At 68.2% G+C, this 12,126-nt stretch carries 9 protein-coding genes; 5 read left to right on the plus strand and 4 right to left on the minus strand.

The genetic code is table 11. The features are described 5' to 3' along the window. Positions 1–31: 31 nt before the first annotated feature. Positions 32–1,066, plus strand: coding sequence for an SDR family oxidoreductase (locus AC0685_RS17365; RefSeq protein ID WP_478226434.1), 1,035 nt, complete (start codon positions 32–34; stop codon positions 1,064–1,066). Positions 1,067–1,732: 666 nt separating this feature from the next. Here the strand turns inward: AC0685_RS17365 and AC0685_RS17370 are convergent. Continuing rightward, entirely contained in the window at positions 1,733–2,473 is a 741-nt protein-coding gene (locus tag AC0685_RS17370; protein WP_478226435.1) for an SDR family oxidoreductase, read from the minus strand. A gap of 221 nt (positions 2,474–2,694) precedes the next feature. Here AC0685_RS17370 and AC0685_RS17375 point away from each other — a divergent pair, with 221 nt between their 5' ends. Together AC0685_RS17375 and AC0685_RS17380 are read left to right on the plus strand one after the other, a co-directional pair. Beyond that, positions 2,695–3,102 (plus strand): YegP family protein, encoded by a 408-nt coding sequence (locus tag AC0685_RS17375; RefSeq protein ID WP_478226436.1) that lies wholly within the window; start codon positions 2,695–2,697, stop codon positions 3,100–3,102. A gap of 156 nt (positions 3,103–3,258) precedes the next feature. Further along, positions 3,259–4,350: a substrate-binding domain-containing protein gene (locus AC0685_RS17380; protein ID WP_478226437.1), complete on the plus strand. Its 1,092-nt coding sequence runs from the start codon at positions 3,259–3,261 to the stop codon at positions 4,348–4,350. A 70-nt stretch (positions 4,351–4,420) separates the two neighbouring features. Here the strand turns inward: AC0685_RS17380 and AC0685_RS17385 are convergent, their stop codons facing one another. From AC0685_RS17385 to AC0685_RS17395, 3 genes are all read right to left on the minus strand, one after another. Further along, positions 4,421–6,313, minus strand: a complete 1,893-nt coding sequence (locus AC0685_RS17385) for a S8 family peptidase (RefSeq protein ID WP_478226438.1) — start codon at positions 6,311–6,313, stop codon at positions 4,421–4,423. Positions 6,314–6,507: 194 nt separating this feature from the next. Further along, on the minus strand, positions 6,508–7,398 hold the full coding sequence (locus tag AC0685_RS17390; protein ID WP_478226439.1) for a sortase: 891 nt from the start codon (positions 7,396–7,398) through the stop codon (positions 6,508–6,510). Continuing rightward, positions 7,395–9,749: a hypothetical protein gene (locus AC0685_RS17395; protein WP_478226440.1), complete on the minus strand. Its 2,355-nt coding sequence runs from the start codon at positions 9,747–9,749 to the stop codon at positions 7,395–7,397. The genes AC0685_RS17390 and AC0685_RS17395 overlap by 4 nt, the downstream gene beginning before the upstream one ends. Before the next feature lie 257 nt (positions 9,750–10,006). On the opposite strand from AC0685_RS17395, the gene pstC reads away from it, so the two are divergent. Together pstC and pstA are read left to right on the plus strand one after the other, a co-directional pair. After that, positions 10,007–10,996, plus strand: a complete 990-nt coding sequence (gene pstC, locus AC0685_RS17400; protein WP_478226441.1) for a phosphate ABC transporter permease subunit PstC — start codon at positions 10,007–10,009, stop codon at positions 10,994–10,996. Further along, complete coding sequence (pstA, locus tag AC0685_RS17405) at positions 10,996–12,120, plus strand: phosphate ABC transporter permease PstA (RefSeq protein WP_478226442.1); 1,125 nt, start codon at positions 10,996–10,998, stop codon at positions 12,118–12,120. The genes pstC and pstA overlap by 1 nt, the downstream gene beginning before the upstream one ends. Positions 12,121–12,126 lie beyond the last annotated feature (6 nt).

Raw genomic sequence — 12,126 nt, forward strand, 5'->3', positions numbered from 1 at the left:
TTATCTCTGTGGCGGGTCCAGGCTTGAAGACATGAACGAAGAACGCAAGGTCGCCCTGGTCGCCGGGGCCAACGGGGTCATCGGCAAGAACCTGATCGAACACCTGGAGACCCTGCCCGGCTGGCGTGTCATCGGCCTGTCGCGCCGCGGCGGCCCGGGCCAGATCGCGGTCGACCTGCTCGACGCGGACGACACTCGCGCGAAGCTCGGCGGCCTGGACGACGTCACGCACGTGTTCTACGCGGCCTATGTCGACAAGCCGACCTGGGCCGAACTGGTCGCGCCGAACCTGGCGATGCTGACCAACCTCGTCGACGCGATCGAGCCCGTCGCGCCCGGACTGCGCCACATCAGCCTCATGCAGGGCTACAAGGTCTACGGCGCCCACCTCGGCCCGTTCAAGACCCCGGCGCGCGAAGACGACGCCGGGCATATGCCGCCCGAGTTCAATGTGGACCAGCAGGAGTTCCTGGAGAAGCGCCAGGCCGGGAAATCCTGGACGTGGTCGGCGATCCGGCCGTCGGTGGTCGGCGGCACCGCGCTGGGCAACCCGATGAACCTCGCGCTGGCCATCGCGGTCTACGCGTCGATCTCGAAGGAACTCGGCCTGCCGCTGCGTTTCCCCGGCAAACCCGGCGCGTACGACAGCCTCCTGGAGATGACCGACGCCGGGCTGCTGGCGAAGGCCACCGTGTGGGCCACCGGTTCGGAGAACGAGGCGTACAACATCGCGAACGGAGACCTGTTCCGATGGAGCGACCTCTGGCCGCGGATCGCGCGGTACTTCGACCTGGAGGTGGCGCCGCCGCTGCCGATGTCGCTGGACGTCGTCATGGCGGACAAGGAAGAACTCTGGACGTCGATCGCCGCGAAGTACGGCCTCGACGTGCCGTACAGCGCCGTTTCGTCGTCGTGGGCGTTCGCGGACTTCGTGTTCGGCTGGGACTACGACATGTTCGCGGACGGCTCGAAGGCCCGGCGGGCCGGTTTCCACGAATACACCGAGACCTCGGCGATGTTCTTCCGGCTGTTCGACGAGTTCCGGAAGGCGAAGGTGATCCCCTGACGCTCTCGTGAGCGGCTAGGACGGTTCTATTGAGCGGTAAGTCAATTGTGGGTGTGATAGAGCCTCTGCGATGAAAGACCCCTTCGCTGGGTCAAGGGCAGAGAGGAGGCCTTCGCGGCGTGGTTCTGAACTGGCCGACAGGAGTCGACCGCGCTCCCAGTGTCCACAAGGGACGCTTTTCAGCGACGAAATGTCGACCCAAAGGGCATATGTCCGGTTTGCCAAGGGGGTCGTGAGTGGCAAGTAGGGTTTCTATTGAGAGGTAAGGCAAATGTGGCGTGTTGCGAAAGCCACTTTCGCACCGTCTGTTCAAAGTGATCGCCCCGGGTGGTGGTGAAGGCCTCCTTGCCTACTCTGAAGGTAGGGAAGGGGCCCTTCGCTACGCCGTCGACGTGGCTTTCGCGACACGATCGAAGGCGGCCATGAGCGGACCGCCCACCGCACCCGACACGTTTGCCTTACCCCTCAATAACCCTCTTTGCCACTCACGACCCCCTCGCCAAACCGCGCGAATCGCTCAACTCGGGCACTGACACCTCGGAAAACGTCCCTTATGGACAGTCAGGAAGGTGCCTCTTCGACGAGTCCCGCTCCTGCCGCCGACTCCGGCACGCCACGTTTGCCTTACCCCTCGATAACCGTCCTTACCACTCACGAGGCTTGACGCTAACCCCGCCCGATGTACGGCATCGCGGTCGCCGTGACGGTCAGGAACTGGACGTTCGCGTCCAGCGGCAGCCCGGCCATGTACAGCACGGCGTCCGCGACGTGCCGGGCGTCGAAGGTCGGCTCGGCCTTGACGCTGCCGTCGGCCTGCGGGATCCCGTCGGCCATCCGCAGGGTCATCTCGGTGGCGGCGTTGCCGATGTCGATCTGTCCACAAGCGACGTTCCAGGCCCGCCCGTCGAGGGAGATCGACTTCGTCAGCCCGGTCACCGCGTGTTTCGTCGCGGTGTAGGCGACGGACGCGGGGCGCGGGGCGTGCGCGGAGATCGAACCGTTGTTGATGATCCGCCCGCCGCGCGGGTCCTGCGCCTTCATCAGCCGCACGGCCTGCTGCGCGCACAGGAACATCCCGGTCAGGTTGGTGTCGACGGCGCGTTTCCAGTCCGTGAAGGACAGTTCGTCGACGGTCCCGCCCACCGAAACACCCGCGTTGTTCACCAGGAGATCCAGCCGCCCCCATTCCGCACGGACGGTCTCGAACAACGCGGCGACGGACTCCGGGTCGGCGACGTCGGCGGGTACGGGAAGCGCGTTCGTGTCGCCGTCGGCGGTCTCGACCAGCGCGTCCGCGCGGCGGCCGGCGAGGGCGACCCGGTAACCGGCGCCGAGTAACGCGCGGGAGATCTCCCTGCCGAGCCCGGAACCCGCCCCGGTGACGACCGCGGTCCTGCCGTTGCCCATCGAACCTCCTCGCAGACCGTGCCGGACCGATCCGGCTCGGTGATTGTTTTCCGATTACCCGCGTCCGTTCAGGCTAGCGCGCCGCCGTCGGCGGAAAACGTTCACCCGTCGGCCGTCGCGCCTTCACGAAAATCGGTAACCCCTTCACCGCGTCGAGGCGATTCACCGGATGTGCCCAGGGGGAATTCACACCGTTCACTTCGTCGCCGGAGTGGTGGACAGTGAAGAAGAATCCGCGCTTCCAGCTGGTCCAGACCGGCGAACAGACCATCCGATGGCGGCTGCTCGGCGGCAACAACGTGTCGCTGGGTTCGGCGCCCGACGACTATCCGCGAGCCGAGGAATGCCTCGCCGCGATCGCCTGGCTCAGCGCCCATGTTTCCGAGCTGACCAGCGATTTCAGTCATCTCAGCGGGGGACGCTGGCGCTGGCGCCTGCATCGGGAAGACCGCATCGTCGCGATCGCCAGCCATGCCTACGGGCGGCGTATCGAGGCGCAACGCGGCCTCGACCGATTCCGCTCGGCCACCACCGAGGCGTCCATCGGCGAAGGCATCGAGACCATCGCCGATTGGCGCCGGAAATACCGTCGCGATTCCGGCGGTATTTCACCGAATCGTTCTCCGTGACGACCGCTCACGGAAAGTGCGTTCCCCGGAGATTAACCACCAGGACGTCGGGCGGGAACGCGAAGCACCGTCGCCGGACAGTGTTGCGGAGCGAGGATTGTGGCAAGTCACGGAATCCCGTGACGACTTGGGGACTAGAGAAAGAGTGCAAACAAGATGCGTGCTCGTACCACTCGGTTTCTCGGCGCCACCGCGATCGCCGCGTGTGCCTGCCTCACCCTGACCGGCACCGCCTCGGCGGTCGCCCCGGCCAACGGCCTCGAAGACGTCCTGGCCGCGGCGGGCTCGGACACCACCGTCGACATCACCGGCGCGATCCTGGCCAACGCCAACGGCGCCGCCTGGAACACCGACCCGGACAACCACGTCAACATCCCGCCGCTGCTCGCGCCGGGCGGCACCTTCACCGTTCCCGGTGACCTGTACGCCGACGAGGTCGTCTACAACACCACGACCACCCTGCCGCCGAACGGCTCGTCCCAGGGCAAGGCCGCGCTCAAGGCCTCCGGCGACGCGGGCGACGGCAAGATCGACATCGCGCGGTCGTCGTCGCCCCGCGGCTCGTCCGACCCCGCGTCGTTCGAGTACTACGCTTTCGCCACCGACGGTGTCACCTGGTCGTCCTCGGCGACCGGCTCGGGCGCGGGCCTGTCCCTCACGCTGGCGCAGCTGCGCGGTATCTACGACGGCTCCATCACCAACTGGAACCAGGTCGGTGGCGCCAACGCCGCCATCGTCGTCTACCTGCCCCAGACCGGCTCCGGCACACTGAGCTTCTTCACCACCACCGTCCTCGGCTTCGACCCCACCACCAAGCCGGTCACCATCAAGCGGTTCCAGGAGCACGACGGCAACTCGATCCTCGCCGCCGACCGCGCCAACGCGATCGCCCCGTTCTCCATCGCGCAGTGGATCGCCCAGGGCAACGCGGTGACCGCGGACAAGCGCGCGGGCTTCACCGTGAACCCGCTGACCGGCGCCGGCTTCAACGGGTCCCCGGTCGCCGGTTCGGCGGGCAACTACACCCCGGCCTTCACCACGGCGTTCCTGGGTTCGCGCAGCGTCTACCACGTGCTCGACACCCGCACGCCGAGCTACGACCAGGCCCAGCGCGCCGTCGGCTTCGCCGCCGGTGACACCGCCGCGACCGCCAGCCCGCTGTGTGGTGGCCAGCTCGCCACCACCATCAAGCGGTACGGCTTCCTGACCGTCTCGGGCCCGAACGGCCTGTCCTGCGTCAAGTCCTGACCCTCCTAGTGCGTGAAGGCCCCCTTCCCTCTGCTGAGCCGAGGGAAGGGGGCCTTCACGCGCAACGGGACTACTTGGGGGCGACGCCCAGTGCGGCGAGCGCCGGGTCGGTCATGATCACGCCCGCGCCGGTGACCGGGTCGAAGCCCGGGGCGCCGAGGTCGATCGCGGTCGACACGAGCGCGTTCCTGATCTCCGCCTGGGTCGCGGTCGGCTTGCCCTGCTTCAGCAACGCGGCGATGGCGGCGGCGCTCGGCGCGGCGGCCGAGGTCCCGAAGAACGGCTGGAAGCCGCTCACCGAGGTCGCGACGCCGTCGGCCGCGGTGATGTCCGGCTTGTTCCGCGTCGCGCCACCGGTCGAGGACACGTTGCCGGGGGTGATCATCGAGCCGTCCGGGTGGTAGAACTGGTGACGGCGACCGTCCGAGGTGAACCGTTCCCACTTGCTGGCGGCGGTGAACAGACCCGGGTACGGACCGGCCGGGTTCGCCGGGTCACCGGCTTCGAGCGCGCGGCCGAAGGCACCGGCGGCCGGGGCGGCCGCGACACTGAAGGCGTTGACGGCCGCCGAGTGGCCGGAGGTGACACCGTTGGTGCTGAAGGCTTTCAGGTCACCGGAGGCGACGAAGCGGCCGCGGATCACGTTGAGCGCGATGAACCGGTCGGCGCCGCTGTACTTGACCACGGCGACCTTGAAGCCCGAGCCGCTGGCCGGGACCTGGGCGATCTCGTACGGGTTCTGGGTGCCGTTCTGCGCGCCCTCGCTGGAGGCGACGACCGCACCGGACGAGTTCAGGACGAACAGGTCGTAGTCGCTGGTGGCCTTGCCCCACGGGTCGGACCAGAACAGGGTGACGTAGCGGCCGACGGAGTTCGGCGAAAGCGCATTGTACAGCTGGGTCGTGGCGCTCGGGTCGAAGTCGTGCGGCGTCCCGGTGATCCCGGAGATCTTGCTGCCGGAACCGCGGAAGTCACCCTCGTAGTAGCCGCTGGTGCCGTCGGTCAGGTTGCCCGAGTTCCCCGCGGAGGAGAAGTAGAGCGCGCCGTCCGCGGTCACGTCGTTGACGGCCTGCGCGACCGGGCCGTCCTGGAACGGCGACTCGTCGAAGTAGGAGACGTCGTCGACGATGATCGTGCACTTGCCGGTGGCGCGCAGGGCGCGGATGTTGTCGGCGAAGCTCTGCTCGCTGGTGAAGGCGGTCGCGAAACCGAGCGCGGCGCCGGGCGCCATGTCGTGGATGATCTCCAGCATCGCGGTGCCCTCGTCACCGCTGCCCGCCTGGCCGGGGAGGACGTCGACGGCGGGGAGCTCGCCGGCGGTCTGCGACGCCTGGAGCGACTTGATGCCGTCCGAGAGCACGCAGACCTTCTGGCCCGCGCCGGTGACGCCGTACTTGGTCCGGGCGGTGTCGTTGCCGTGCGCCTTGTCGCCCTCGGCGACCTGCAGCGCGGCGGCGGTCTTCTTGGCCGCGGCCTGCCGCCGGTCCTGCGGCGCGGATTCGTTCCAGGTCATGGCTTGGGAAGCGGCCTTGACCTCGGCGACGTCACCGCGTCCGGCGATCGCGTCCACCGCGGTCAGGGGGAGATCGGCGCGGATCGCTCCGGCGGGTGAGGCGTAGCGGACGGTGCCGCCCGCCGCCTTGACGGCGTCCACCAGGGACTGTCCGGCGCCCTTGATGTCCACCGCGACCGTGCCGGCGTCACTGACGCCCAGCCCGGTCCGGTACTCGGGCAGCTTGCCGGCCAGGCCCTTGTCGGCGCGGAGGCGCTTCTCGACGACGAGCTGGCTCGACTGCTTGCGCTCGGCCGGGGTGAGGCTCTTCTTGATGCTCTGCAGTGCGCTGATCCCGGCCTGGGTGCGCACCTCTTCCGACGGCTGGGCACTGGAAACCGCGGTCGACAGCAGCAAAGCACCGACCGCGACCGGAACCGAGCATGTGACCACCCGGCTGAATCTGCTCATCGAACTCTCTCCCTGTTTTTCACCGGCACAGCCCGTGACAGGAATTCCTTCGGTCGCCCGAATGAATTACCCTGACCGGGTGCAATGGGGAGAACCTAAAGAGCGATCAGTGAGGAGTCCACCGACCAAAGTCGGTATCGGGGGAAGCGCCACATGGTGAGACCGATTTCGGTCCGAAAAGACCGAAATCGCTCTTAAGCCCAAGCCGGAAACAGTCGCCAAAGTGCCAAAGCCGCCAGCGACGCCAGAGTGAGCAGCACCGGCCCGGTGATGACGTAGGTGGAAACCGGCCGCCACCGGCGGTAGAGGAAGGTCGCCCCGGCCGCCGCCGCCACGAATCCGCCGAAGGCCAGCACCAGCCCGGCCCACGCGTCGCCGTCGCCGGTCCGCCCGTCCTGCGCGTCCGCCTTGCCGTTCTGCGGGGTGGGCCGGAACGGCCTGCCCTCCAGGACCGCGGTCACCACGGTCGCTTCCTGCGAGGCCAGCGGCCACCAGGACGCGGAGGTCACCAAGGTCAGCCGATCGTTCTGGGTCTTGCCGTAGTCGGCACCCTCGTCGAGCGGGCGCGTGGCCTTCTCGGTCACGCGGTAGACGGATTTGCCCTGAGTCGTCGCGACGACGATTTCGTCACCGGGCCCCAGTGCCTCCAGCGAACCGAACGGACCGCCGTAACCCGCGTTGCGCGCCACGATCGCGGCGTTGCCCGGCTGCCCGGGACCGGCGGTCCCCGGCACGTGGCCCGGCCCGGACGCGGTTTCCCCGCTCGACGCGCCTTCGACGACGACCTGCCGCAGTTTCAGCGCGGGAATCTCCAGCACGGCGACCGGCTTGCCGAACTCGACCGGTTCGGTGGGCGGAGCGGCACCGAAGAGGCTTTGGCCGGCCCCCAGCGCCAGGCCGATCTCACCGCGGATCTCGCCCAGTGCCTTCCGCTGGTCGCTCGCCTGGAGCATCGGCCCCAGCGCGTAGACGACCAGGGCCAGCGCCACCAAGGTGGTGACCAGCCAAGCGGCGAGGACGGTGCCGATCCATCCCGGACCGAAACTCAGGAAGCGGGTTTCCGGTTCTTCGACGGAGGTGCTCACGCCGTCCCTCCGGCCGATTTACGCCGCAGGAGACCGAAAAGCATCGCGAACGCGGCCCCGATCTCGGCCAAGGCGACGACCAGCCACCTCGGCACCGGGCGTCCGGCGGCGACGTACGCCGTCGCGGACGGCAACGTCGCCAGGATCACCAACGCCACCAAGGGAATGAGCGCGCCCAGCACGCCCGCCCCCGGGAACTTCGGGATGTCGATCGACTCGGCGAGATTCTTGGCCGCCAGCACGCTTTCCGGCGTCGGCGCGGCCGCGGCGGCGGGACCGGAGGCGGCCGCCGTCGCCGACGTCCCCGCAGGCGAACCCGTTCCCCCGCTGGGACCGGTCAACGAGGAATTGGCGGCCGTCGTGGCACCGTTCCCGCCCGCCGGTGGCGGATTCTTCGCTTCTTCCCTTTCCTGACAGGCGTCTTGGACCGTCCCGGTGCCGATCTTGGCCACTCGCGCGGGAACGGTGGCCGCCAGGCCAGGGCTCAACGGGGTCATCCCCGGTGGGAGCAGCGACTGGCCGTAGCCGCTCGCCAGTTCGGCGACCGCCTTCAGCTGCGCCTGCTTTTCGGTCATCGGCTTGCAGGTCGCGTCGATCAACGGATTGACCGGTGCCGCCAGGTATTCCACGAAGGTCAGCGGGTACGCGCCGTCCTTGGTCACGGTGCCCGGCTGCACGGTCCCGTCCGCGCCGACCTCCATCGAATCGGCGGCCAGCTGCAGGCTTTCCCTGGTCGGCGCGACGAAGTTCCCCTTGCCGTCCGGGAGCGCGACCGGCGCCCAGCCATAGGCCCTCGCCGTCGCGAGATCGGTGATCACCCAGCTCATGCAGCCGCCGGTGCAAACGAATCCCGTTCCCACGACACCGTTCTGCACCGTCTTGCGCACGGCGAGCTGACCGGTTTTCGCGTCGACGTTGTGCAGCGAGCGGGCACCGGGATCGAGCGCGTTGAGATCGGAGATCACCCCTGGCGATTTCCCGTTCAGCTCACCGAAGTACTCGGTCCCCTTCTTCGGGAACACCCAGGCCTCCGGCGCCGCCCCGGCGAGGACCCTGCTCAGCGCGAGCGGCACGGTGCCCGGCCCGGATTCCCCGGTCACCCCGAAGAAATCCAGGCTCTCGGCGCCGGCCCTGGCGCTGGCCGCGTTCGCCTCGTTCTCCCGCGTGACGGCGGCGAGCCCCGGATTACGGCCGACCAGTGGGGTACCGTTCCGGAAAATGCCGCCCCGGCCGTCCAGATCGGGTTGCTGTCCCCCCTTGGTGACCATGTTCGCCACTTCGTCGAGGGTGAACCGCAGGGTGCCGGTGAACTTCGCGTTGAGCGAACTCCCGTTGTCGTCGGTGTCGGTCGGCGACCAGCCGACCGCGGCCACGACGGCCGCGTTGATCCCGACCGGGATGTACTGCCGGTCCCGGACGGTCTGGGGGGCGAGCGCGTTTCCGCTGCCGGTGATCACGAGATCCGAGGTGCCCTTGTCGAACGCGGTCAGACCGGCGTTTTCCGTCTCGCTCACGATGTTCGCCGGCTGCTCGGCCTGGGTGGGCGCGCAGAGCGCCTGGTTCCAAGCGACCGCGGTGCGGCCCAGCCGCTCCGGCATGCTGGCGCTGAGCGTGTTCTGACCGGCGCCCTTACAGCCTTCGACGCCGATCGCCTGCTGCGACGGAGTGAACTCGATCGAGCTGTCGATCCAGGTCACGAACGCGCCGTCCGCGTTCTTCGCGGTGATCGTGACCGCGACCGAACAGGGATTGTTCTCGTCGCACCGGAACGAATACTTGTTGCGGGTCTTCGCACCGGTCGCCGGATCGACGACGTCGGGATTGGCCGCCCAGGAAACCGTGGGCGGCTTGTCCGGCTGGCCTTCGGCGTTCTTGTTGAAGGTGGTGTACAGCGGGTCCCAGACGATCGGTTTCGGGGTGGAGGAACCGAGCGGGATCTGGGTGTCGATGACGATGTCGCCGGTTCTGCTGCTCCGGCGGCCCGTGGCACTGTCCATATGCGCCGCGTTCGCGATGAATTCGTCCTTCAGCTCTCCGCAGTAGGCCCGGACGCGCGCGCTGACGCTGCTGTCCCGCGCCCAAGGCGGTTTACCGGCGACCTTGATCAGATTGTCCGGCAAGCTCTTGGGGCAGACTCTCAGTGACGCCTGCGCACCGCTCGCCAATCCCGACACCGTGATCCGCACCGGGTCGCCGTTCCGGGCCGCCGACAGATCGGCGGGCTCGGTTTTGAGGGTGTACGGCGGGTTCGCCGGCGCTTGCGCCTGCGCCGCGGGGACGGACACTCCCGTGACCATCAGCACCCCGCAGATCAGCAAGATCCCGACTTGTCTTGCGCGGACGAAGAACACGGACGACTCCCAAGGTGCGCGGGCATACGGCGGAGAGCGGGACTCGATCACGAGCCGCGCCGGAACCAACGTCCCCGAGTCGCCCGTTCGGGGTCAACCGCCCCCGGACCCGCCCCGGCACAGATTCACACGCGCCCCGTCGGGCGTTCCCCGCTTGGACACCTTTCGCGGTATCGGGCACCACATACTGGCCGCATCGAGGGGCGACGTGGTGTGCCCTGAACTCGTTTGCCCACCGATACGAAGGAAGGCCGCTCGTGACCGTCGCGCCACCCCGGCCCGACCCGTCCTCACCGGGAGCCCCGGTGCGGCGGGCGATCACCGAAGTCCTTTCCCGGGCCGACCGGGCGTTCCGCCGGGTCACCACCGGCGCCGGGCTGACCATGCTGGGCATTCTCCTGGTCATCGGCTTCTTCCTGGTCTACCGGTCCGGGCCTGCCTTCGACAACAGCGGTTTCGGGTTCTTCACCACCATCCGGTTCGACCCTGCCTCCGGCGTGCTCGGCGTGCTGGGCCTGCTCTACGGGACCATCGTGGTCGCGCTCATCGCGGTCCTGGTCGCCGTGCCGCTGAGCATCCTCGCGGCGCTGTTCATCACCGAATACTCCAGCGGCCGGATCCGCGGCTTCCTCACCGGCCTCGTCGACCTGCTCGCCGCCATTCCCAGCCTGTTGTACGGCCTGTGGGGATTCAGCTTCCTCGGCCCGCAGATCGTCCCGGTTTCGACGTGGCTGACCGAGAACCTCGGCTGGTTCCCGTTGTTCGCGTCCAAAGAGAACACGCTGTACATCCAGTCCATGTTCATCGCCGGGCTGGTGGTGTCCCTGATGGTCCTCCCGATCACGACCTCGGTGATCCGTGAGGTGTTCGCGCAGACTCCGCCCGGGGAAAAGGAAGCGGCGCTCGCTCTGGGCAGTACGCGGTGGGGGATGGTCAAAACGGTCATGCTGCCCTTCGGCCGGGGCGGCATCATCGGCGGTTCGATGCTCGGGCTCGGCCGCGCGCTCGGCGAGACGATCGCCGTTTCCCTGCTGCTGCCCCAGGTTCCGGAGATCACGCAGCACATCCTCCAGTTCGGCGGCGCGACCATCTCCGGGTTCATCGCCAACAACTCCGGCGCCTCAGGCCTTTCGCTGTCCGGGCTGATGGCGGCGGGCCTGGTGTTGTTCGTCTTCACCCTCGCTACGAACTTCACCGCGTCGGTGATCATCTCGAAGAGCCGGTCGGGTGCGGGAGTGGATGCCTGATGACCACGACACTGACTCCTCCGGTCGCGTCCGGCCCGCGCGAACTCGTCAAACGGCGCCCGTCGGAGACCACGCGGCAGGACCGGCTGGCGGCGCTCGGCTGCGCGGTGTCGGCCACGCTGCTCACCTGGTTCGTCATGCACCTGCTGCTGGATTCCCCCGGCTGGCTGGCGGATCTGATCGTCGCCTACCTGCTGTACCTGGCGATGCTCTACCTCGTCACCCGCGACCGCTTGGGCAAACTGGCCGCGTCGGACCGGCTCGTGTCGACGATCGTGGTCTCCGGGGCGCTCACCCTGCTCGTCCCCTTGCTGTTCCTGCTGACCTACATCGTGATCGAGGGCGCCCCGTACCTGCGTCTCGGCTTCTTCACCCACGACATGTCCGCGGTCGCGCCGACCGATCCGGTCACCGCGACCGGCGGTCTGCACGCGGTCGTCGGCACCCTTCAGCAGACCGCGCTGACCCTGGTGTTCGTCGTTCCGCTGGGCGTGCTCACCGCGATCTTCCTGAACGAGACCCGGTCGAGGTTCCGCCGCCCGGTGCGGATCATGGTCGACGCGATGAGCGGGCTCCCGTCCATCGTGGCCGGTCTGTTCATCTACGCGGCGCTGATCATCCCCGGGATCCAGGCGGGGGTGGGACTGTTCAGCTACAACGGTTTGATGGCCACCTTGGCGCTGACGATGGTCATGCTGCCGACGGTGACGCGGACCGTGGACGTGGTGCTCCGGCTGGTCCCGGACGGGCTGCGCGAGGCGTCGCTGGCACTCGGCGCGAGCCGGGCCAGGACGGTGTGGTCGGTGGTCCTGCCCACCGCGCGCACCGGCGTCACCACCGCTGTGATCCTCGGGATCGCCAGGGTGGCGGGCGAAACGGCACCGCTGCTGTTCACCTCGTTCGGCTCGCTCGCGATGAACGCCAACCCGTTTTCCGCTCCACAGGAGAGCATCCCGCTGTTCATCTACCGCTTCATCAAGCAGCCGCTGGAAAACGTCCAGCAGCGCGGTTACGTCGGCGCGCTCGTGCTGATCCTGCTCATCTTCGGCCTGTTCGCGATCGCCAGGATCGTCGGACGCGACCGGTCGAAGCGCAAGGCGAAAAGAACGAAGGAGAACCGGTGACCGACA

This window comes from Amycolatopsis sp. NPDC043889 (assembly GCF_056435645.1).

Coding starts and splice junctions, on each gene's coding strand:
- AC0685_RS17365 (WP_478226434.1), top strand. CDS start 32: ATGAACGAAGAACGCAAGGTCGCCCTGGTCGCCGGGGCCAACGGGGTC.
- AC0685_RS17370 (WP_478226435.1), bottom strand. CDS start 2,473: ATGGGCAACGGCAGGACCGCGGTCGTCACCGGGGCGGGTTCCGGGCTC.
- AC0685_RS17380 (WP_478226437.1), top strand. CDS start 3,259: ATGCGTGCTCGTACCACTCGGTTTCTCGGCGCCACCGCGATCGCCGCG.
- AC0685_RS17385 (WP_478226438.1), bottom strand. CDS start 6,313: ATGAGCAGATTCAGCCGGGTGGTCACATGCTCGGTTCCGGTCGCGGTC.
- pstA (WP_478226442.1), top strand. CDS start 10,996: ATGACCACGACACTGACTCCTCCGGTCGCGTCCGGCCCGCGCGAACTC.